Source organism: Streptomyces sp. DvalAA-14, from assembly GCF_900091855.1.
Lineage (GTDB): Bacteria > Actinomycetota > Actinomycetes > Streptomycetales > Streptomycetaceae > Actinacidiphila.
In genome coordinates this window covers 69,024-91,968 of record NZ_FMCH01000413.1, presented here as the reverse complement: position 1 = coordinate 91,968, position 22,945 = coordinate 69,024, and the positions used below count along the sequence as shown (strand labels likewise).

The following is a 22,945-nucleotide window of genomic DNA, read 5'->3' as shown; positions in this document are numbered from 1 at the left end:
CGCCGCCCGCCCCGACACGCCCGGCCACCCCTCGAACGCGCCCCCACGCGCCCCCACGCGCCCGGACGCGCCCCGGGCGCCCGGCAGCGGAGCATCCGCCCGCCCCGGCTCGTGGCATCCGCCGGCCCGGACCCGTGTCGTCCGGACGACCCGACGGTCGTCCGGACGATCCGACGACCGGACGAGTGCCATCCGGAAGACCGGCAAAACGGGGCGAATGGGGCAGTCGGATATGGGCACCCGTACCAGAGGAACCGGTCTCGCACCTTCCCGTACGAGAGGCAGCTCATCATGGACGCGCCCATCCTGGTCACCGGCGGCACGGGTCTGCTCGGCCGGCTGGTCGTGCCGCGGCTGCGGGTTGCGAACCGCCAGGTACGGGTCCTCAGCCGGCGCCCGCACCAGGACGAGGACGGCGTCCAGTACATCCTCGGAGACCTGGGCTCGGGCGGCTCCCGGGTCAGCCAGGCGGTGGAGGGCGTGTCCGTCATCCTGCACCTGGCCAGCGGGAACAAGGGCGACCAGGACACGACCCGCAATCTCGTCCGGGCCGCGGCGCGCCTGACCGTGGCCGACGACGAGGACGACCCGGCGCTGGGCGGATCAGGTCCGGGCGCGCCGGGTACGGGTGGCGGCGCGCCGCACCTCGTCTTCGTCTCGGTGGTCGGGGCCGACGCCGTGCCCCAGAGCTACATGCGCTCCAAGTACGAGGCGGAGCAGGTGATCGCCGACTCCGCCCTGCCGTGGACCATCCTGCGGGTCACCCAGTTCTACGACCTGCTGCTGGACAGTCTGCGGAAAGGCGCGCGGTCGCCGGTGCTGCCGGTGCCGGGCGGTGTCCCGGTCCAGCCGGTGGACGCCGACGAGACGGCCGCCCGGCTGGTGGAACTGGCCCTGGCCGAGCCGGCCGGCCGCGTGCCGGACCTGGCGGGACCGCACCTGATGGACTCGGGCACGCTCACCCGTACGTATCTGCGGGCGGCGGGGCGCCGCCGCCTGATGCTGCCGGTGCCGCTGCCCGGCGTGCTGCCGGGAGCGCGGGCGCTCAAGCGCGGGGCGCTGGCCCCGGAGCCGGGCAGCACGTTTACCGCGGGGACGCGGACCTGGGAGGAGTTCCTGGGCACGGCGGATCTGTGAGCCCCGGAAGACCGGAAGGCCGCAAAGACCAGAAGACCGTGAAGACCGGAAGGCCGTAAAGACCAGAAGACCGTGAAGACCAGAAGACCGGAAACGAGGTCTCCCATGAGCGTGCGAACCCGAGCCGTGCGGGTGTCCGAGCCCGGCGGCGAACTGACCCTCGCCGACATCGACACCCCCGACCCCGGACCTGGCCAGGTGCGGGTCACCGTCGAAGCCTGCGGGATCTGCCACTCTGATGTGCCGATCATCAACGGCTACCTCCCGGGGACTCCCTTCCCGATGACTCCCGGCCATGAGATCGCCGGCCGGGTGGACGCGGTCGGTCCCTGCGTGACCGAGTGGGCGGTCGGCCAGCGGGTCGCCGCCGGATACATCGCCGGTACCTGCGGGCACTGCGACGCCTGCCGGGCCGGGGACGGGATCAACTGCCCCGAGGCCCAGATCCCCGGGGTGTCCTACCCGGGCGGTTTCGCCGACCAGGTGGTCGTCCCGGCCAACGGACTGAGCCGGATCCCGGACGAACTCCGCGCCGCCGACGCGGCGGCCCTGGCCTGCGCCGGCCTCACCGCCTTCAACGCGATCCGCAACAGCTCCGCCCGCCCCGGTGAGCTCGTCGCCGTCATGGGCCTGGGCGGTGTCGGGCATCTGGGGGTCCAGATCGCCGACATGATGGGCTTCGTCAGCGTCGCGGTCGCCCGCGGGCCCGAGAAGGGCGAACTCGCCCGCGACCTGGGCGCGGACCACGTCATCGACAGTACGCGGGAGGACGTCCCGGAGGCGTTGCAGGGCCTCGGCGGGGCCAAGCTCATCCTGGCCGCGATCCCCGACGCGGCGGCCATCTCCGCCGCCGTCGACGGCCTCGGCCGCCGCGGTGAACTCGTGGTCATCGGGCTGCCGCAGGAGGAGTTGTCGATCGGCGCGCTGCAACTGATCGTCGGCACCAAGAAGGTCTACGGGGCGATCTCCGGCACCCCGCTCGACCGGGAGGAGTCGTTCCGGTTCGCGGTTCAGCAGGGACTGCGGCCGATGATCGAGGAGGCACCGCTGGAGGACGCGGCCGCGGCGTACGCGCGGATGCTGTCGGGCGAGGCGCGCTTCCGGATGGTGCTGACCACGGGGAACTGAGAGTCGTCGGCCGGGCGGCCGGCCCCGGATGGCGCTTGCCCGCCAGCCGTCGACCGTTGACCGCACGCCACCGACCGGCCGCCGCCCGGCCGGAAAACCGGGGGTGCTTTGTCTCAGTCCCCTGGCATAGTCGGCCACTATGGAGACCGATCCCTTCTGGACGCTCATCGCGAACTGCAGACGCCAGGGGCTCAGCGGTGACCAGCGGGACGCCTGGCTGCGTGACGCGCTCCGCCGGCTCCCGCCGCAGGAGCTCATACGCTTCCAGGCGTGCCTCGACCACCTCACCGGCGAGGCCTTCACCTGGAACCTGTGGGCCGCCGCCGACCGCATCTTCGGCGGCTGGTGCTCCGACGACGCGTTCTGCTACTTCCAGCGCTGGATGGTGAGCCTCGGCCGCCCGGTCTTCGAGGCCGCCCTCACCGACGCGGACGTCCTCGCGTACGCGCCCGAGGTGCTGCGCCTGTCCGGCCGTCCGCGCGCCGCCTGGTCCGACGACGACTGGCCGCAGTGGGAGTCGCTCGCCTATCTCGCCCGGGAGGCGTACGAACAACTGGCCGTCGGCCCCGGGGACTCCGGCGATTCCGGCGGTCCCGGCGACCCAGCCGCTCCCGGCACGCCAGCCGCCGCCGGCACGTCCCGCGCCCCCGCCACCCCCGTCGGCCGCGACGACCGGGGCAGCGCCTTCGACGCGGCCACCCGCGCCCTGCTCGACTCCGCCAGCCGCAACCGCCCGGGCCTGACCCCCGCGGGCCGTCGCTGGTCGGTCCTGGACGAAGCCGAGTCCGCGCGCCGCCTGCCGCGGCTCACCGAGATGTTCCCGCTGGGCGACCCGAGCCCCGCGGATCAGACGCCGTTGACCAGGCGGAGGTAGCGGACCCAGTCCCAGTTGGGTCCGGGGTCGGTGTGGTCGGTGCCGGGGACCTGGTAGTGGCCGATGATGTGATTGCGGTCCTTGGGGATGCCGTATTTGGTGCAGACCGCGGCGGTGAGAGCGGCGGAGGCCCGGTAGAGGGCGTTGGTGAAGTAGGCGGGCTGGTCCACCCAGCCCTCGTGCTCGATGCCGATGCTGCGGGTGTTGTAGTCCCAGTTCCCGGCGTGCCAGGCGATGTCGTGTTCCCGCACGCACTGGTCGACGGCGCCGTCGGCGGAACGGACGACGTAATGGGCGGCGGCCGCGTGGGCGGGATCCTGGAACAGGCTGATGGTGTCGGCGAAGGTCTCCTGGGTCACGTGGATCACCACGAGGTCGACCGGATAGGTCGTGGGACGGCTGGCGGCGGTGTAGTTGGCGCTGCTGGCCGGCGCCCAGGTGGCGGTGGGGTAGTCGACGGTCACGGCGTCGGCGGCGCCGGCACCGCTCCACAGCTCACTGCCGAGGACCGCGCCGGCGGTGGCTCCGAGGGCGAGGCCGCCACGCAGCAGCGAGCGGCGGGTGGGCGTCGGGTCGAGGTGCGCCGGCCGGGCGGACAGGCCCCGGTCGTCGGCGGGTCGGGGACGGCTCGGACGTACCATGGCGGGCTCCCGGAGGTGTCGTGGGGCGGACGACTGCTTGGACGGGTCCATGACAAGAACGGTGGGGCGTGCCCATCGTGGGGCCGGTGCGCCGGGACTGCCAAGCGGTTCGCGCACCTGCAGAGGTCCAGACCTCTGGTGCTGTCCGTGGAAACCCGGCTTGCCCGGCGCGCGGGAGCCCGGGGTGCTCGGCTGCCGGGGCCCGGTCCGGGCCGCCGCCACCCTTTCGGTCGTACGGCCACGGTCCGCGCCCTCCGGTGCATCGCCCCGCTGTATCGTTTCGTTGACGCCTGCTCACCGAACGTAGCCGACCGGTCCCGTTCGCATAACAACTGACACACGCTCACATCACCTCATGAACACATTGGCTGACCGCTTTGCCCCTGCTCGGGGAGCTATGACCGATTGCCGATCATCGCCAACTCTCCGATTCGGCTTGGAAAACCTGCCTGGCTCTATTAACGTTTGATAACGCAGCGCGGTCGTCACCACCGCCGTAAGAGGCGGCACCGTGCGCTTGCCGAATCCCGTCCGCGGGAACCGGGGACCCAACACCTGGGGTGAATCGGGCAGCCGTCAGGCCCGTAGGAGACCTTCCTGCTCCGAACCCGTCAGCTAACCCGGTAGGCGAGAGGGAAGGAAAGGAGTGCGCCCCCAGTGGCGTCGAACCAACCTGCCTACGCACCTGCCCGGCCGGAGTCCGAACCGGCCCGGGAGTGGGACGAGTTCCCCGCCGGCGAAACGGCCGCTCCGGACCCCCACCGCCTGCCGCAACCCCTCCCGCTGCCCCTCCCCGCCGCCGTTCCGGTGCCGCGCCAGCGGACCCTGGCCCGTGGCTCCGCGGTGCTCGGCATGGCGGCCATGGCCGCTGTCGGCGCCTCCGGGGTGGCTACGGCCGCCGCGGCGCCCGGCGTCGCCACCGGGCCCGCGCCCGTACCCGTGTCCGCGCCGGATCTGCCGCCGGGCGCGCCCGGCGGTACGTCACCGAGCGCACTGCCCGGGCTGACGGAGCTGCCGGCCGCCGTGCCCGTCGAGGCCGCACGGCCCGCGGTGGACGAGACCCGGGGCCGTACCGCCCCGGTGCCCGACCCCGGTGAGGCGCTGCGGGCCCGGATCGTCACCCAGGCCACCCAGGCCCGCGAAGCCGTCGCCCGCGCCGAACGCGAAGCCGCCGAACGGGCTGCCGCCACCCAGGCCGCCCGCGCCGCCGCCGCGCAGAAGGTCCGCGAGCAGGCCGCCGCCACGAAGGCCGCCGCCGAGGCGCAGGCCAAGACCGAGGCCGAGGCCGCCGCCCGCGCCGAGGCCGACCGGGTCGCCCAGCTGGCCGCCTCCTACATCAAGCCGATCGCCTCCTACACCCTCACCGCCGGCTACGGCGAGGCCGACCTGTGGGGCAACTCCCCACGCCGGCCAGGACTTCGACGCCCCCACCGGCACCCCTGTCCATGCCGTCCACGGCGGCACGGTCACCTCGGCCGGCTGGGCGGGCGCCTACGGCTACCGGGTCGTGGTCGCGCTCGATGACGGCACCGAGCTGTGGTACTGCCACCTCTCCACCATGGTCGTCAACTCCGGCCCGGTCACCACGGGCGACACGATCGGCCGCGTCGGCGCCACCGGCAACGTCCCGGCACCCCACCTCCACCTGGAGGTCCGCCCCGGCGGCGGCGACGCCGTGGACCCGGTGGGATGGCTGGCCGCGCGCCATGTCGAGGTCTGAGATGACCGCCGACTCCGACCGCCGCCGCCCCGACCGGTCCTGACACCGCACCACCTCCGCGGTAACCCCGCCCCCATACGCCGGCGGCCCTGGCAACTCCCCCCCCAGCCAGGGCCGCCGGTCTTTTTGTGCCCGGGGGCGGGGGTCGGGCGGGCAGGGTCAGGGCCGGACGCGGCGGATTCACGCCGATGGCGGCGGCGAGGTCAAGCGGATGTACGTCGTCCCGGACGCGCGGCGTCGAGGGGTTGTCCCGGCTGATCCTGGCTGCCCAGGAGGACGGGACGATGCCCGGCTGAGGGCCGCCGCCGGACGGTCCTGGAGACGCAGCGGGCGATCACGCCGGCGGTTACGAACCGTGCGCCGGCTTCGGCCACTGCCGCTGTGACCGCTGTGACGCCGTGGCCGCCGTGGCCGCTTGGATCGCCCGGACCGCTCCACCGCCTCGGCCGCTTTGGCGCCCTCAGCCGCTGCTCCGCCGAGCCGTTGGGCCCCGCCGAGGATCCTCGGGCGATGGCGCCGGCGCCGAGACCACCGCCGCGCGGATCGGCTGACCCGGCGAGGGTGCTTTTCGCGGGGTGCGGCTGGCCCCGCGCTCTCAGCGGTCCGCTCCGGCGCGCAGTCCGTCGATGACGATGGCGAGCATGTGTCCGGTCCGTTCCTGCCAGTCGGGCCCGTTGTCCGCCTTCCACAGGAATGACACGAGCAGGAGGACCTCGTCGGCGTCGGCGTCGGTCCGCAGCTGCCCGGCGGTCTTGCAGGCGGCGAGCAGCTGGTCCAGGGCGGTGATGACCGGCCCGTAGTACTGGCTGCCCAGGTCCGCGCGGGTGGCGGCCTCGATGGCCAGGGACGCGCCGTGCTTGATGCGCCCGTAAGCGGCGAGCCGGCCGAACCACCGGCGCAGTGCCTCCAGGGGCTCGTGTTCCGCCAGCAGGCGCGGGGCGGCGTCGATGAGAGCCTCGACGTCCTGCCGGTAGACGGCGAGCAGCAAGGCCTCGCGGTTCGGGAAGTGCCGGTACATCGTCCCCTGGCCGACACCGGCCGCCTTCGCGATGGACTGCAGCGTCGTGTCGGGGTCGCTCGTGAAGGTCGTGCGCGCGATCTCGATGATGCGGGCGCGGTTGTCCTGGGCGTCCGAGCGTGTCGCACGTTGGCGCGGCTGCGTCATCCGGGGCCTCCGATCGGGGCCGTGAGCAGCCCGTTTGCTTATCCGGACGCGTGTCCGTTACCGTTCTTTCATACCGGACACACGTCCGCTTGTGTGATTCTAGAAGAACGGCGGTACGGCATGTCGAGCAGCGGAGGCGTAGAGGGCAACGAGAGCGTCGAGGGCGTTCAGGGCGGTCAGGGCGTTCAAAGGGTTCAGGATGGCGCGGGCTGGGAGGGCGGCGCGGGCGCGGGCGTCGAAGGCAAGGTCGTCGCGATCACGGGCGCGAGCAGCGGCATCGGCGCCGCCACCGCTCGTCTGCTGGCACGGAGCGGGGCGAAGCTGGTGCTCGGCGCCCGCCGCGAAGAACGGCTCGCCGCCCTGGCCGGTGAACTCCGGGACGCCGGCGTCGCCATCGCGTTCACCGCTGTCGACGTCCGCCGCCGCGAGGGCCCGGCCGCCCTGGTGGCTCTCGCCCAGGAGCGGTTCGGCCGGCTCGATGTCCTCGTCGGCAACGCCGGCATCGGCCCGGTCTCGCCGCTCGACGACCTGCGGGTGGACGACTGGGACGCGATGATCGACGTCAACGTGAAGGGTCTTCTGTACGGCGTCGCCGCGGCTCTGCCCGTCTTCCGGCAGCAGGGGTACGGCCAGTTCGTGCACACCGTCTCGACCGCCGCGTACAAGACGGTCCCCGGGCAGGCGGTCTATTCGGCGTCCAAAGCCGCCGCCCGCACCCTCACCGAGGGTCTGCGGCAGGAAGCCGGTGCGTCGATCCGGGTCTCCATGGTCTCGCCGGGCTTCGTGACCACCGACTTCATCGCCTCGGTGCCGGACCCCGAGCTGCGCGCGCGCATGAACGCGTCCAAGGACGAGATCGCCATTCCGGCGGAGGCGGTGGCCCGGGCGATCCGGTTCGCCATCGAGCAGCCCGCCGATGTCGACGTCAACGAGATCGTCGTCCGGCCGACCGCACAGGGCTGAGCGCGGGCTGCTACGTCGGGCCCGTGGCGTGGTCGGGTGTCGTGATCCGGTGGAGTGGTCCGGCGGGGTGGTCCGTTGGAGCGGTCCGCTGCCGTGGTCCGGCGCTTCTGGTCCGGGGCGATGCCTGCGAGCCCACCCGGGGCTGTCGACGGCGCCCGTCGCCGTACCTCCGTCGCGCTACTCCCCGCCGCGCCCCGCGACCGCCCAGGACACCACGGCCACCCCGCCCGCCACGGCGAACACCGCCGGCCACGCTCCGACCTTCTTCGCCAGCGGGTGCGATCCCGCGAACGCGGCCAGATAAGCCCCGGTCAGCCCGGCCGCGGCCCCGACACCGGCCCGCTGCTTCCACTGCCGGGCGGCCACCGCACCGGCCGCCGCCAGAGCGACACCCCCGAGCTCACGCCGTTTCGTCCAGCGGGCGATCCCGTACCCTCCGATCAGCCCACCGGCGGCCACCGCACTCGCCGAAACCCCGGCCATCCCGTCCTCCTCCACGTCTGGTGAATCCTCCCGAGGCTAACCCGGGGAGCCGGGGGGCGAGCTGGGCGGGGAGGTTCGGTGCGCCGGGGGCGGTGCGCGGACGGTCCCTCGCCGGCAGGACGCACGGATGAACGGACGGACCGACGGATGAACGGACGGATGGACGGACCGGTCGGTGGACCGGTCGGTGGACCGAAGGCGTACGCGATACCGCCCGTGGTGCCGCCCGGCCGGATGCGTGGGAGCCGGCAACCGGTCCTTGCGCTCCCGCGCGGCATGCGGCTGCGCCCTTGGCAGGACAACGACGCTCCTGTTCTGGCCGCGTCCGGTCTCGACGCCGACATCCAGCACTGGAACCGTCCCGGCCGGCTGACGCTCGACGGCGCCCGGGAGAAGATCGCGCACTGGCAGCGGCGCTGGGCGAGTGAAGCGGCCGCGATCTGGGCCGTCGCGCCTGCGGAGACCGACGGGGGCGGCTTGGCGGCGGTGGGGCTGATCGGCCTGGCCGATCTCGACCTGCGGGGCGGCAGCGGCGAGATCCTCTACTGGCTGCTGCCGGCCGGCCGTGGCGGTGGCGTCATGACCGAAGCCGTTCGTACGGTGAGCCGTTGGGCCTTCGAGGAACTCGGTCTCCACCGCCTGCGCATCACCCACTCGGTGGCGAACACGGCATCGTGCGCCGTCGCCACCAGGGCGGGCTTCCTCCTGGAGGGGACGATGCGCAGCGCGCTCCTGCACGCCGACGGCTGGCACGACGAGCACCTCCACGCCCGTATCCAGGATGACCGTTCGACCGCGTAACCCGACGAATCCGCCCGGAAAGCCGCCGCTGTTCCCGCCGAATCGCGGACTTTGCGGTGCTGTCGGCCGATATCGGCGCCGCGTTCGGAGAAAGTGGTCAGCAGCGGCCGGCAGGCGGCCTTGTACCCAGAGCCCCCGAGAAATCGAGCTGGAGTCGGCATGAGTGACGGGAACGACGGATCGCCCCCCGGCCCACCGCCCGAGGGCGAACCCCGGAAAACGCCGTCTTCTTCGGGATATCGGCCGTCCAAGGGATTCCAGCAGGAGCTGAAGGACGCGGTACGGCCCCGCGCCGCATTGATGCTTCTGGGTGTCCTGATTCTGGAATTGGGGTTCGTCGTCTCCTACGTCGGGGCTTTCCACGCACCCAAACCCGACCGCATCCCGCTGGCCGTGGTCGCCCCCGCGCAAGCGCGGGCGGCGCTGATCGGCAAGCTGAACGCCCTGCCCGGCAGGCCGCTGTCCGCCCGCCCGGCGGACAGCGCGAGCCAGGCCCGCGCCCGCGTGCTCGACCACTCGGTGGACGCGGCGCTGCTGGTCAGTCCCGGCCGGGGGAGGAATCGGCTGCTGGTGGCGTCCGCCGGCGGACCATCAGGGGTCCAGGCGCTCCAAGCGGTCTTCCGCACGGTGGAACGCGCCCACGGCTTCACCATCACCGACCTGAGGCCGCCGAATTCCGAGGACGGGCGCGGGCTGGGCAGCTTCTATCTCGTGGTGGGCGTCATCATCGGCGGGTATCTGGCGTCTGCCGCGCTCTCCGCGTCGTACGGCGCGCGGCCGGCCAATCCGCACCGCATGTACATCCGCCTGGGGACGCTGGCCGGGTTGTCGATCCTCTCCGGACTCGGCGGCGCGATCATCGTCGACTCGGTATTCGCGGCCCTGCCCGGGCATTTCGCGACCCTCTGGGCGATCGCGGTCCTGATCACCTTCGCCGCGGCGGCGGCCGGTACGGCTTTCCAGGTGCTTCTCGGCCCGGCCGGAATTGCCCTTTCGGTACTGATCTTCGTCGTTCTCGGCAATCCCAGCGCTGGCGGCGTCATTCCCTCGGCGCTCCTGCCCCCGTTCTGGCGCGCCATCGGGCCGGCCTTCCCGAACGGCGCCGGAGTAACGCTCGTGCGCAATTACGCCTACTTCGGCGGCCACCACACGAGCACGGCCTGGTGGGTCCTGTCCGGCTGGGCCGCGGGCGGCGTGCTGCTCAGCGCCGCGGTCTCCTACCGCCGCCAGTCCAAATTCGCCCCGGGCGCCCCCAAGAACCCAACCGCCGACCCACCCCCAACCACCACCTGACCCCGGGTCCCCCGCCGCCGGCCCGGCCCGGGTGCCTTCCGCCGAATGACTCCGCGGACGGGCCAATCAGAAGAATCCCGGCACCAGGCCGTCCGGAGTACCGACGAGGGCTGCCCGGTCGAGCAGGATGTTGTTGTTCTCGCAACTCGTCTCGGGCAGCAGGAGACAGGCGTGGCACGCGGCCAAGTTGAGGCTGTCGGCCCCGCTCGCCTCGGACTCCATGCACAGAGGGTCGTTCGAGCACCAACTTGCTCGGCGCAGGGCTGCGCGGAGAGTGCCGTCGAGGCGGGTCGGTTCGCCTTGGGCGACGATACCGCCGAGGCTGCCTGCGGAGTCGCTGGTGGCTGTGTAGATGAGCACGCCCGCCATTTCGTCGTCCGCATAGAGGCGTTCGCGCAGCGCTGCGGCAGGGTAACCGCCGTCCAGGCTCCACTCGTTGATCAGCACGTGGGCGAGAGCGTGGAGCAGCAGATAGCGGGGGGTGGCCGGAGAGTCGGGCACCGGATTGCCCGAGGTACCGACTCGCTCGCGGAGGAGTTTCTCGTGGTTGTCGCGGATACGGCGAGCACGAGCAACCGGTCCCGGATGTTGCTCCCACGCCCGGAGCCGATCGCCGTCGAAGCGTAGGAACACACCCTCGCCGCTTACTTCGATCGCCGGAAGCCAGTCCAGCTTCTGCAGGCTGATCGGGGCCTGGCGCACCGATGTATCGGCCGGGCTCGGCTCCTCCACGCGTGTGAAGGTTTCCAGCGCCCGCACCTCGCGGAGTCGTTTGATCAGCATCACCTGCTCGACTCCGTGCGCCACGGTGAGCGGCTGCACGGATGCGTCGGGGAATTCGCAGACGAAGTCCTGGTCGTGTCCGTCCTCGTGCTCCGTGTGCGGGGCGCACAGGCTGCTGTACTCGTCCCGATAGAGCCGGGTGCGGGAACTCTCCGATGCTGGCGGGGGGACCGGTCCCTGCTCCGGATTCTCCTGTTCCCGCAGCTGCTGGACCATGCTGATGACTTGGTCAGGGCTGTAGGCGGGATGGTGCCGGAGCGTCCCGTCCACATCGAGGAAGACGCGGATCTCGTCGGGGGTGCGGTCCTTCAACTTGTCGTAGAGCGGTACGACCAGCTTCGCGAGGCCTCCGCTCCACGGAGGGATCGACAGTGCCGAGTGCATCACGGGAAACCAGACCGAGGAGGAGCCTCGTTGCAGAGTTCGTGGCGCTTCCTGGCAGTGCTCGACCGGCGCGTCCTTCAGCCAAGGGCGGCGGCCCGCGCACCCGATGCCGAGGTCTTTGAGTGCCTGGCGCCTGAACGAGCCCTCCATGGAGACCTCCTCCGCCCCACAGCTGCAGCTGATCAGCACGGCGCGCAGCGATGCGGTGGAGCCGTCCGCCCTGAACCGCAACTCGCCTCCGCATGCGCCGCTCCCGGTTGGCCGCGTCCCGCGATGCACCCACTTCCAGTAAGGGAAGTCCTCGAGGTGGCCGTGTGCGCAGGCCATGACGAACCGGGACGGTACGAGGTCCTCCTCGCAGATCGAGCACTCGGCTTTTCCGGCCGGCGAGTTGAACTTGCGGAACGGCTGCAGCGACCTGCATCGGGGGCAGGAATACATCGTCGGAAAGCGCGTCGCCCGCACCCCGTCGGTGGCTCGGTCCGGGTCCGGTGCCGGGGGGAGACGAAAGCCCTTCACCCGCAGTTGACGGGCCAGGCGCGGTTCCAGCACGAAGGGTGCCTCGCTGATGTCCCACGAGTCGATGCCGCGCACGAGGAATGATTCGTTCTCCACGGCGATCATCGCACCTACCCCGTAGGTGGTGATGAGCTGCGCGCGTCGGATCTCTCCGAGGCGTCGGGCCTTGTGGGACAAGACGGAATTGCGGGTGCGACCACGGGTGCGTGGTGGTTGGGGCGGCATGGGTCAGCGCTCCTCGAAGAAGGTGGACGAGGCATCGACGTCGCGCAGGCTCCAGAGGGTGGGCAGCCCGGGCGGCGCATTCTCCGCCTCCTCGGCGAAGCCGCTCAGCAGGGCAGCGGCCCGGGTACCGCGAGCGGCTTCGTAGACCAACTTGGGATGGGTCTCTGCCTCGACCCGCCACCATTCGACGAAATCGTCGAAGTCGCGTGTGGTCGGTCCCAGTTCGGAACTCTCGACTCGTGCGACCCGGTCGAGAAGGGCGCTGCGGACGGTTTTGTTCAGGTCGGGGAGAAAGTCCTCGATACGTGCGGCCGCCTGATTCGATCGTGCGGCAGGCAGCATCAATCGGGTCAGTGCGACGATCACCGCGTGCAGCCCTCGGTCGCGGGCCCGGGCCGAGAAGGGGGTCACGCTGGTGGACTCCACTTCCCGGTACAGGGCGGAGTGGAAATGATGGAAGTCCTCGTAATGGGACCGGTCGCGGGAGCGGGTGGAGTTGAGCATCACCGCGACCAGCCCCGGATGCCGGCGACCGACGCGACTGGTCGCCTGAATGTATTCGGCGGTGGTCTGCGGTTGGCCCATGACCGCCATCAGTCCCAGCCGGTCCACGTCCACGCCGACGGAGATCATATTGGTGGCGAGCAGCACGTCCAGGACGTCGGACATGGGTAGTTGACGCTCGAGTTCCTTCAACCGCCGGGAGATGTCGCTGGCGTTCGCCCGACTGCTGAGCTCGGTGAGCCCGTCGATACGACGCCCCTTGACCCCGTCGCGGACGGCCAGGTAGTCGAGACGGTCCTGGACGTCGTCGAGGACCTGCAACTCCGCAGCCGACAGCAGCCGAAGACTGTTGAAGTACCCCACCAAAGTCCAATACGCGTCTTTGATTTCCGGGGGCGCGTCGTATGTCGAGGCCCGGTGGAGCAATGCCGCGTACACCCGAATCAACAAGGTGGACTGACTGGTACTCGAAGTCAGCAGGCCCAGGTACCGGCGCGTGGCCTTTCGTTCCTTCGGAGTCTCCACGGCGAACCAGGAGTCGCGCGAGTCCAGTCCCGCAGGCGGGAACTGTTCCACTTTTCGTGCGAACAGCCGCGAGCCCTGCTCGTCCGCTCGCCGAATGGTCGCTGTCGAGGCGATGATCTTCGGGCGTCGCGCGAGGGCGTCGACTGCTGTCTCGTACAGGCCGGTCAGTGTGCCGAGAGGGCCGGAGATCAGGTGGAGTTCGTCCTGGACGACGAGTTCGGGTGGCCTGGTGCCGTCCACCCGGTCCCGGTTGAACAGGGCGGCGGACTCGGGTCGCCACGGCATGGACGCGAATTTGTCCACCGTGGCTATCACCAAGGTGGGGTGGGCTCGATAGACAGCCTCGTCGACAAGATGCACCGGCAGGCCGGCATTGAAGTCGCAACCGGCGCCGGGGCACGAGATGGTCATCCGTACGTCGGCCGTGTCGACGGCGTAGTCGTTCGGCGACAGCGGCTCCCCGCACCAGGGGCAGGCGCGCAGTTGGACCGGGTTCTCCGTCTGGATGGGCTTCAGCGGATTGGAACGAAGTTCACGCAGCTTTTCGGCCGCGACGGCGAGTTTGTTGGGTGTGGCCGAGCGTCCCACCCACATGCCGATGGATATCTCCTCGTGCCCCAGGGCCGACGGATCGCCTGCCCGCAGGATCTCCATGGCGCAGATCAGTACCGCGGCACGCTCGAACTGTTGGAGTGTCAGGAGTCTCAAGGTGTAGCGCATGAGCACCGTGACGCCCCCGCCGGTGCCGCCGCCGCGCAGCCGCCGGAGGAATGTGGTGAACGCGATCAGCCCGAGGTATGCCTCCGTCTTGCCGCCACCGGTGGGGAACCAGAGCAGATCGGCTACGTTTCTGTCCTCGTGCTCGGCATCGACGATGCCGGCCAGACACAAGAGCATGAAAGAGACCTGGAACGGGCGCCACTTGCCCTCCGCGGTTTCGGGAAGGCCCGATTTGCCTTTCCGGATCCACGAGGTACGGGCGCGCTGATCCGCCATGGCGAGATTTGCCAGTCGGAAGGCCCGTAGGATCTCGGGGCGTTTTTCGTCGGCGAGCAGATCCACACCTGTGTGCATACGTCGCAATGCCCTGAGGCAACGCTCGATCTGTTCTGCCGCCACCGCCTCGTGTTCGGTGCCCGCGAGCAGGCGGCTCTGCGCCGTGCGGTCCCTGATCCAGGTCTCGTAGCCGGTCAGTAGGGCACGCAGAGCCCCGACGATGTCAGCGGTCGGCGCCGTACCCAGGCCGTGCATGGTGAGCGCGCTGTCGTCGATCTCCGGGTTGGAATCGGTCAGCAGCACCTCGTGGGACGGAACGAAATCGGTGCGCACTGCGGAGACGGCCGCGCGGCGCGTATCGGTGGCGTCGACAGAAGGTGGTGTCCACTTCCAGTGCGCGGCGCAGCCGTGGCCGGTGGCAAAGCTCGGGGCGTGGCGGTGCAGCATTCGGCTCAGCGCCTGCTCGGGATCGACCGCGCCCGACGCCGCAGGCCGTTCCACGAACGCCGCCGTTTCGCCGTCCTCCGCCGTTACCGTCAGGACCGGCTGGTAGAAGCAGTGCGCGTCGCGCAGATCGTAAGGTCCCACTTCGAGACTGTTGACCACGGTCGCGGTGACCGTCACAGTGCCGTCCGGTCCCGACGCGGGGCGTACCAGCACGCGCAGTTCGAGTCCCGGGTGGCGCGGGAAGAGCGGGAACGGCTCGAGCACACGCGCCGTGGTGATGTCCACGACGAGCGGGTCCGTTCGCAAGGCGATGCGACGCCAGTACTCCTGCTGGGACTTGGTGCTGCGGGCTTCCGTCCGCTTGGCAGAGACGGGATTTCCGTCGGGATCCTCCGGTGTGTAGACGGCGGCCTCGATCGAGAAACGGATGCGCGGGGCGATCTCCGGAGCGACCGCGAAGGTCAGACCGATCGACGACGGCATACGGACATTGGCCAGGGAGACGCCCAGGTCGGCCGCGGGTTCCTCGCTGTTGATCCGGACAGCCGTGGGCGTCTCGTCCACCCCGTCCCGCTCGGCCTCCAACTCTGCTGGTCCGTCGGGTGTGTCCGTCGGCCGCGGACGGGGAAACAGCACGCCGACCGCGTACATGGTGATCGGGGCGTCGTCCTTGAGTACCTCGTCGACTTCGCCGGCGGGACCGAGGAGGTCCTTGCGCACGGCATCGAGGAGCGAGTCCCGGACGTCGTAGTGTGCCTTGTGCTCCGACACGCTCACTGCTGCTCCTCCCGCGGCGGACGGGTGGCCTCGGATTGACCCTCGTACCACCGGAAGCGCCCCAGGCCGCAGACGCGGGGAGCCAGCCAAACCCCCTGTGACCCGAGGCCCGCACGTTCGGTTGTCGCCGTACCGCCCGCCACGCTCTCGACACAGTCGATCCGCAGGCCGGTGATCAGGGGCGGCCAGGTTGTCACCTCCGTGCGGATGTTCCGGCGCAGCATCCTGGACAGATCCGTGCGGAAGCGCTCGGACACGACGCCCACCTGACGACCCGCCACGACCACTGCGTACGGCGGCGACTGGTCGGCGGCAATGGGTATGCCGTGCAGAAGCACCAACTCCACCGGATCGCCGGGCAGGACGCCCTTGCGCAAATGGATCAACAGCTCTGCGGCGTTCTCCTGGATGTCCTCCGCGCCCGGCGGCTGCTCGTGCGACACGTCATCGCCGAGCAACTCGACGCCGTTCCGGGCCCAACTGCTTCTGCCGCCGAGATACCAGCGATCCAGGCGACTGTCCTTGCGGATCTGCCACGTGACGGGAGCGTCGAGAACATAGAGGTCGTCGCGCGCCCGTGTCATGGCGACGTAGAGCAGACGTGCCTCGGCCGCCGGGTCGTAGTCGTACTTCTTCTTCTCCACCTGGCGCGGCTCCTTGAGCGGTCGGGGTTCGACGACCAGCACCCGGTCGAACTCGAGTCCCTTGGCCCTGTGCACGGTCGAGACGACAAGTGGCAACGGCGGCGTCGCAGTGAGCTCGTCCGGAAGCCGCCGTTCGGCGAGAGCTCGGTGCAGCGCCGATACGTCCACCGTGCCCCGCGCGCCCCTGGCGACCTTGCGCACCGAACGCCACAAGGATTCCTCCGTGCTTCCGGGAGGCAGGTCAATGCCGACCAACAGCTCCGCGAAGTGCTCCTCGTTGAGTGTCGAGGCAGCGGTTGCGGACAGGAGTTCCTCGATCCAGGCCGGCGTCGAGCGATCGCGTGCGGAGCGCTGCAACGTATGCGGCACCTGTGCATCGGCGAGTTGCCCGGAAATGGTCAGTGCCTGGCCGTTGTCCCGGCACAGAACAGCGGTGCTGCCGGGGTAGTCGCACAGGGCGCCCCGGACGAATTCCGAATCGAGGCGCCCGAAGTTCGGCGTTGCCCGCAGGAGCGCGCGCAGATCGGCGTGGATCCGTTCCGCTTTTGCCGCGGCATCCGCCGGATCGCGGGGGAGGCGTTGCAAGTCGGCGCCGAACGGCAGGGCGACCCGGACTGCCTCGGTCCGCGCACGGAAGTTGTCCCCCAGGTGCAGCTCGATCAGGTCTTCTCCGAAACTGGCGCGGATCCAGTCCAGGAAACGACCCGTTTCCTGCGCGCGCTTCTCGGCGTCGGCAACCTGGAATCCATACACGGCCTGCGCCGAGTCGCCGACGACGGTGAAGCCGGAGTTGTCCTGGAATCGGTCGAGCAGCGCCTCGACCATCTCTCGACGTACCCCGACGAGATCCTGCACCTCGTCTATGACGACGTGACCGGGGGCGCCCTGCTCGCCGATCTCGACCGCGCCCTGATCGATCGCGTCGGTGGCAGCCACGATGCGTTGGTCGAACGAGCGTGTGCCCCACTCCGTGTCCGGGTACGCGCGGGCCAACAGCGCCGCCGCCCAGGCATCGAATGTCTGGGCTCTGACGCGTCGGGCCGCAGACGCGCGTCGAGCTGTCCGTTCCGTCAGTTCCCGCACCGCGGCTCGGGAGAAACTGAGCACCAGGATCTCGCCCGCCTCCAGTTCTCCGCTCTCCACGAGTGCGTCCAGCCGCCTCACCAGCGTGTGCGTCTTGCCGGCCCCGGCGCCGGCGGTGACCAATACGCGGGCGTCCCAGGGCTGATTCACTACGGCCTGCTGTTCGACGGTGAGCGGATGATCCTCCAGGACCGGCGACAACGTCACTTCTGTTCCCCCCACAGGTACTCGAACTCGGTGAACGCCAATTTTTCACCGTAGTTGGTGATGTTGTCCCGCACATTGAGAATCAGGCAGGTCTCCTCGCCGCCGTTCTTGGGACCGCGAAGGCCACGCCCGATCATCTGCTGGTAGATGTTCGGGCTGTAGGTCGGGCGCGCCACCACGACGGCTCGGGTCGCCGGAGCATCAAAACCCTGTGAGAGCACGTTGTAGTTGGTGATCACCTGGATTTTTTCTTCCGGAAGGCGTCTATACGATGACGCCGTTCCGCGATGGGGGTGTTCGCATCGATCGCCGCCGCACTGATACCGCGGTCGCCCAGTTTCGCGGCAAGGAATTTGGCGTGTGCGACAGAGGTGGCGAAGACCAGGACCGGCCACTCCGAGGGCATCGCGGCGATCTCGTCGACAATGCGCTGGTTGCGGTCGTGGTCGTCGGCCAGGCGTTGTTCCGCTCCCTTGGGCAGGGTGGTGAACATCTCCGACCTCTTGAGTTCGTCGGCGTTCAAGGAGATGGTGCCGCCCGCTAGTTCCCGGTGCTTGACCTGGGCCAGGACACCGAGTTGCTGAAGCTGCTTGATGGCGTCGGCGAGGTCGCCGTCGAACACACCGGTGTCCAACCGCTTGCCGAACCGTTGCACCAAGCGGCGCGTCAGGTCTTCGTTGTTGCGGTACGGCGTCGCCGTCAGGCCGATCAGGTGGCGACTCGTGCGTTGATGAGTGAGATCGAGAAGGTCGAGCAGCCGCGTGTAACGAGACGAGATCGCCGTATGAGCCTCGTCGACCACCACAAGCGCCGTACTGTCCCTCAGCCAGGAGTAGTCCTCGGTGTCCAGGCACTCGTCCAGCTTCGCGTCGGTGGCAACGACCAGGTGCGCGCGCCCGTCCACAGGCGTCGCCGAGTTCCCGGACCACAGTCGACTGATGACGAGCGGAAGTTCGGGACCGACCTTCGACCAGACGAACTTCCAGCTCTGAACGGCCTGTTCGCACAGCTCTTCGGTCTGGGCGATCCACAGGACAGGGCCCGGCGTCTGACGGCGATCGCGAATCCAGCGGATGACGCCCTCCGCCGTCACCCGAGTCTTCCCACCGCCCGTCGGCAGACTCAGCATGCCTCGCTGCGGCGCCGGGCTGTCGAGCAGCGCGAAGATCGCCTGGGCCAACTGCTCCTGGTAGGCGTGCAAGGACGGGAATTCCGACGGGCCGTCCACCTCCAACCTGGCATCGGGTGCGGGGACGCGCGACCCGGCGAAGGAGTCGGGGAATCCCAGATCGGTGACGAACCGCAGCGCTTTCTCGTTGCCGTTGAAGGAACTGGGGGCGAGACCGGGGAATTCCAGGGCGAGATCACGACTGTGTTCGCGGAGTATTCCGTCGTCGTGGGCGTTGAAGGCCATCTCGGCGATCCGGTGCGCGTCCGGCTCGCCCTGCCCCATTTCTTCCCGCTCGTTCAGCTCGCTCTCCATGAGTCCGGGCGGGAGGCCGCGACGGAGCGCCTCGGCGCCGATGAGGAAGGCGATCTTGTCGATGACGCTCTCGCTCTCCCGCACCGCGCGCAGCCGGGACTGAACCTGCTGACTCTGCTCCTGGCGTTCCTGCAGTTCGAGCGCCTGACGACAGCCGGCAGGCCCGAAGTTCCACTTGAACTCCAGGTCAGCGGCTCCGAGCACCTGCGGACGGTCCAGAGTGTCCAGGACGTACAGCGTGTTTCCCTTGCGGGCGAACTTCAATGGCTCTGTCGTCGTGCCCATGGGGGTTCGGACGACCTTTTCCAGTTCCGAGCAGCGCTGGATCCGCATATTGTTCGCGGCGTTGCCGACGCGAGCACGGACGGTGGTGAACTCGTCGAGCAGGGGGACAGGGGGTCCGCTTTTTACCGGACGGATTTCCTTGCTGATCACGTCGCCGATCCGGAGCATGCCCCACTCCTCCACCATGGCCTTCGCCGTGACGGCGTCCGCCCTGTCGGCGACAAGGAGTGCGGGGAGTTGTTCCCGGTTCAACTCTTTGTAGTCGGTCTCGTTCGTCGCGACCGCTATCTCGGCATCGGGTCGGGAGCTCCACAACGCCCCCACCCGGCAACGGGTGCCCACGCCGTCGGGGAACTCGAACCCGACCCGTAGCAGCAGTGCGTAGGCCCGACCGACGAAGGCGTCGTCCTCACTGGTGAGGATCCGGTCGAGCAACTTGCTCCAACGCCCGGCGGGGACCTCGTCGGGCGTCGTCGGAAGTTTCAGTCGACGTGCTGCGTCCGGCCCGATGTCGGCAACCGGCAGCACGGCGGCGTACTCCTTCAGCTGAGGGCCGACGGCTTCCTGCACCCTCGTGATGCCGAGGGACGTCCGTATCAGGCCGTACCTGCGGACCATCCAGCGCAGCGGGGAGACGATTGCCTGCCGAGTGCCGGCCTGTGCCCCGTACTGAAAGTTCCAGTTCTGCACGATGCCGTCCTCCGGGAGCGCCGAAACAAATGCCGCGCGCCCCTCCTCGGACAGTGCCTTGAGCAGGTGCAACGGTCCGGCGGTGGGGGCCCCCTCCAATACCAGGCGCCCGATGTTCGGTCGCGGTGCGTTGGCCGGCAGGCCCCGCAGATACGTGTCGTGCACCGCCTCCCGGTACTCCTCGAACCACGACTCGGCACCCGGGCGATGCCCCGACGTCGGACGCGCGTGGAGACCGAGATCGCGGAATATCGGTTGGTCGCTGCTGTGGAAGTCGAGGTCGACGGCGATCGATGCGTCGCGACTGCCGTCGCCGGGAACGACCGGACCGGGAAGGAGACAATCGCGCATTGGGCGGAAGCGCCCGCTGAGAGTGCGGACTCGGATTGCCTCGAGAGGGCTTTGAACCTTTTGCCGGATCCGTTCCACCTGGGCGTTGCCGCCGGCGCTGCGCAGCAGAACCCAGAAGTTCGTCCACGCCTGGCTGTCGTAGTGGTCGAAGCCCTGGTCGAGCACACCCTCGAAGCGGCCCTGCGCGTCGGCCACCCGGATGCCGATGGTGTGCAGATGACGTGCCATCTCGGAGCGCTCGGAAATACGTTGATCGACGTACACCATGTCGTCCCGGAGGGTGTCCGCCGATGTCCGGTGGAAGATCTCACCGGCGACCGGTGCCACCATCCCGTGGTCTTCGGTGAGGACGATTTTGGCCCTGCGTGCCTCGGCCGTCATCGGGGAGTCGTCCCGACGACGATCGGCCACGTCCTTCAACACCATTGAGGAGAGGATCTCGATGGCGTGGCAGGATGCCTCGGGCGTGCCGTCGGAGACCAGGGCTTCCAACCAGGTGCGAACGCTCTCCGGCTTCTTGCCGGCGGCGTCGAGGATGTGGTTCATCTTGCCTCTGCGCAGCGCGCTGTCGGCGCCGTCGACCGATGAGTGGACCCAGTTGTCCGGTCGGCCCGGATACTCGGACCAGAGGCGCAGCCAATCCTTCTCGAGGTTGGCCGGGGTGACGAGGAGATCGTCCGGGATCCGAAGGGTGCCGTTCTGGTCCGGCAGCGAGGGGCGCTGCGCGGCCATGGCCCAGACCTGACGCAGCAGATAGTCGTCCGCCCAGTTGAGCATCTCTTTCGAGCGGCCGGGGAGCAGGGGCAGGTAGGCAGCGGGATCGTCGGCGGGTACGAGCTGAGGCAGGGTGTCGACGATCAGTCGAGCCGCGGCGCGCAGCAGGTCCAGATTGAACGCGTTGCCGTCGAGGAGATGTTGCCGGTCCTCGTTGGTCTTCCACGGCGCATTGAGGATGCCGCTCAGCGACACTTCGTACTTGGTGGGGAAGAAGGCCCAGAACTCCCCCCTGCCGACCGGCACCGTGTGAAGGCCGTCGTTGCGCACCGTGTACTCCGGGACTGCCCAGGAGATCTCAAGAACGGGTCGTGCGTGGAGTTCGCCGGCACTCTCGCGACCTTCGACGGTGGGAGTGTGCTGGACGGAGTAGACCTTCCATTCCTCGACGGTCGGCTTCGCCCCGCGTGTCACCTCTCGGAGGGTGCGATGCACACCTTTGCTGTCGATGGCGATGTCACGGCGGACCGGCGGCATCGTCCGGTGGTCGAGCAGCAGCACTTGACCGACGTGTTTCGAGAAGAGTTGGAAGCGGGACGGGAAGGCGTCGGTCCTCCTCCCGTCACGGTGCCTGTGACCGCTGATGTCATGCCCGAGACGCTCGGCCGCACCCGGCAGAAGCGGCAGCCGTACGACCGTGACGGCCCAGCGCAGGAGGCTGTCGAGAACCGAGTCGTCGGCTCGCTCCTGCTCCACGTCGAGGGGTCGGGCCATCCGAAGGACCGGAGTGTCCATGTCGAGGTCGCCGTCCACGCCGAGGGCTCGCACGATCTCGGCGTACGCCCAGTGGCGGTCGAAGCCGAAGCTGCCGCTGCGGCTGAAGAACTGCGGGGCGTCGCTCACGGAGAGCACGGACTTCACGCCGACACCGAAGCGGCCGATCTGACCACCTCTTTTGCGCGAGACGCTCATGCGCAGAATCGTCTCGGCGCCCTCGGAGGTGACGGGGGAGCCCTGATTCGCACAGTAGAGGAAGTCGTCGGTCAGGACGACGTGCAGTTTCCCTCCCGGCGCCGCCGCGATTTCGTCCGCCGCATTCTGCACGAGCTCGAACAACTGGCGGTCGCCGTAGCCACCCTGGGTAATGCGGCGCTCACCGTTCGCATGCTCCTGGACCAGCCCGGGATCCACTCGATACGTCTCCAGAACGATGGCCGACTGCCGCAGCACGGTGGCGATGACGGAGGAAGCGGCGGCGTCGGCGAACTGCTGGTCGCTCATGAAGAACCTTTTTCTGGGCGAAAATCCACGACTGGCGACGGGAGAACGAGAAGAGGGGGCCGTCGCCGGCCCATGCGCTCAGGGGCGGCGACGGCACGACCAAATGGCAGGCAAAGGGGTTCCCGGTCCGGCGTGTGCCCGAACGTCACTCCACCCGGATGACGATGATGACGATGGACCGCGTCCGCTTCGTCCGCGCCTTGGCGACACCCGGAGTGTGCGGCGGACGCACGGTCGCCGCACGGCGGCGGGGCTGGCTCGGTCCCACCGTCCGGCCGGTGGGACCGGGGGCGGCGGGACGTGGCGGCGACAGCGGCTCGGACGGCCGAGCCGCAGCGGCCTTCTTCTCGGCCACCTTATTGCGCCAGTAGCGCAACTCCGTGGGCGTCCAGCCCACGGCGTCCAGGAAGGCGGCGCGCAACTCGGCTCCCTCCAGGCGGTCGTGCTGCGCGACGACCTCGGCCGCGCTCTCTTCCGTCTCGATCCGCTTCAAGTCGGCTTCCCCTGTCTGCTCTGCGGTGAATGGTCCGAACCGCTCTGTTGGAGCGGCGACCCTCGCCGAACCCCCATCTCCGAGCGTGATGTGTGCTTTGCGCACGGCTGGCGCGGGGGTGCAGACATGGTGGTGCCTTTGCCCGGAAAATGCCGCCTGAACAGGAAGAACGCCGATGGGCGCTGCCCCGCTTGGAGGAAGACGCTATCTCCAACTCATATGATTTTCAAGGCCGTTGGGACAGCCTGGGCGGGGGCAAGGTGGCACCAAGTGGACAGCTCAAGTGTTTCGACCGGGTTTGCTGGCGCTCTTCCTCGTGGGGCATGTCAATCAACGTTTGACAGCGCAC

The 22,945-nt window shown here is 69.4% G+C and carries 14 protein-coding genes, 1 pseudogene and 1 riboswitch; of the genes and pseudogenes, 7 read left to right on the top strand and 8 right to left on the bottom strand.

The window, feature by feature from the left end:
• Positions 1–291 precede the first annotated feature (291 nt).
• From GA0115240_RS21925 to GA0115240_RS21915, 3 genes are all read left to right on the top strand, one after another.
• Positions 292–1,137, top strand: a complete 846-nt coding sequence (locus tag GA0115240_RS21925; RefSeq protein WP_093738793.1) for an SDR family oxidoreductase — start codon at positions 292–294, stop codon at positions 1,135–1,137.
• Positions 1,138–1,242: 105 nt separating this feature from the next.
• On the top strand, positions 1,243–2,265 hold the full coding sequence (locus GA0115240_RS21920; protein WP_093738791.1) for an alcohol dehydrogenase catalytic domain-containing protein: 1,023 nt from the start codon (positions 1,243–1,245) through the stop codon (positions 2,263–2,265).
• Positions 2,266–2,404: 139 nt separating this feature from the next.
• The gene (locus GA0115240_RS21915) at positions 2,405–3,139 is read left to right on the top strand and encodes a DUF4240 domain-containing protein (RefSeq protein ID WP_093738789.1); all 735 of its coding nucleotides are present in this window, start codon (positions 2,405–2,407) and stop codon (positions 3,137–3,139) included.
• Here the strand turns inward: GA0115240_RS21915 and GA0115240_RS21910 are convergent.
• Entirely contained in the window at positions 3,112–3,780 is a 669-nt protein-coding gene (locus tag GA0115240_RS21910) for an N-acetylmuramoyl-L-alanine amidase (RefSeq protein ID WP_093738787.1), read from the bottom strand. The genes GA0115240_RS21915 and GA0115240_RS21910 overlap by 28 nt on opposite strands.
• A gap of 508 nt (positions 3,781–4,288) precedes the next feature.
• A riboswitch (cyclic di-AMP (ydaO/yuaA leader) is annotated at positions 4,289–4,425 on the top strand.
• Positions 4,426–4,873: 448 nt separating this feature from the next.
• Here GA0115240_RS21910 and GA0115240_RS38470 point away from each other — a divergent pair.
• Positions 4,874–5,500, top strand: coding sequence for a M23 family metallopeptidase (locus tag GA0115240_RS38470; RefSeq protein WP_256069922.1), 627 nt, complete (start codon positions 4,874–4,876; stop codon positions 5,498–5,500).
• 595 nt (positions 5,501–6,095) lie between these two features.
• Here GA0115240_RS38470 and GA0115240_RS21900 read toward each other — a convergent pair.
• A complete protein-coding gene (locus tag GA0115240_RS21900; RefSeq protein WP_093738785.1) occupies positions 6,096–6,665 on the bottom strand; it encodes a TetR/AcrR family transcriptional regulator in 570 nt (189 codons plus the stop codon).
• A 120-nt stretch (positions 6,666–6,785) separates the two neighbouring features.
• Between GA0115240_RS21900 and GA0115240_RS21895 the strand changes: the two genes are divergently transcribed.
• On the top strand, positions 6,786–7,628 hold the full coding sequence (locus GA0115240_RS21895) for an SDR family oxidoreductase (protein WP_093738783.1): 843 nt from the start codon (positions 6,786–6,788) through the stop codon (positions 7,626–7,628).
• A 177-nt stretch (positions 7,629–7,805) separates the two neighbouring features.
• On the opposite strand, the gene GA0115240_RS21890 is transcribed toward GA0115240_RS21895, so the two are convergent.
• A complete protein-coding gene (locus GA0115240_RS21890) occupies positions 7,806–8,111 on the bottom strand; it encodes a hypothetical protein (protein ID WP_093738872.1) in 306 nt (101 codons plus the stop codon).
• Positions 8,112–8,387: 276 nt separating this feature from the next.
• On the opposite strand from GA0115240_RS21890, the gene GA0115240_RS21885 reads away from it, so the two are divergent.
• Positions 8,388–8,912 carry a GNAT family N-acetyltransferase gene (locus tag GA0115240_RS21885; RefSeq protein ID WP_237555096.1) on the top strand — a complete coding sequence of 175 codons (525 nt, stop codon included), beginning with the start codon at positions 8,388–8,390 and terminating at the stop codon, positions 8,910–8,912.
• A gap of 159 nt (positions 8,913–9,071) precedes the next feature.
• A complete protein-coding gene (locus tag GA0115240_RS21880; RefSeq protein ID WP_107407189.1) occupies positions 9,072–10,205 on the top strand; it encodes a DUF3533 domain-containing protein in 1,134 nt (377 codons plus the stop codon).
• 66 nt (positions 10,206–10,271) lie between these two features.
• Here GA0115240_RS21880 and drmB read toward each other — a convergent pair whose 3' ends face one another.
• From drmB to GA0115240_RS21855, 5 genes and pseudogenes are all read right to left on the bottom strand, one after another.
• Complete coding sequence (gene drmB / locus GA0115240_RS21875) at positions 10,272–12,116, bottom strand: DUF1998 domain-containing protein (protein WP_093738781.1); 1,845 nt, start codon at positions 12,114–12,116, stop codon at positions 10,272–10,274.
• A gap of 3 nt (positions 12,117–12,119) precedes the next feature.
• Complete coding sequence (locus GA0115240_RS21870; protein WP_093738779.1) at positions 12,120–15,365, bottom strand: helicase-related protein; 3,246 nt, start codon at positions 15,363–15,365, stop codon at positions 12,120–12,122.
• A complete protein-coding gene (locus GA0115240_RS21865; protein WP_093738777.1) occupies positions 15,362–17,299 on the bottom strand; it encodes a UvrD-helicase domain-containing protein in 1,938 nt (645 codons plus the stop codon). Before GA0115240_RS21865 ends, GA0115240_RS21870 begins: the two co-directional genes overlap by 4 nt.
• Positions 17,296–22,103: pseudogene (locus tag GA0115240_RS21860) on the bottom strand (DEAD/DEAH box helicase). The gene GA0115240_RS21865 and the pseudogene GA0115240_RS21860 overlap by 4 nt, the downstream one beginning before the upstream one ends.
• 145 nt (positions 22,104–22,248) lie before the next feature.
• Positions 22,249–22,596: a hypothetical protein gene (locus GA0115240_RS21855; RefSeq protein ID WP_093738775.1), complete on the bottom strand. Its 348-nt coding sequence runs from the start codon at positions 22,594–22,596 to the stop codon at positions 22,249–22,251.
• Positions 22,597–22,945 lie beyond the last annotated feature (349 nt).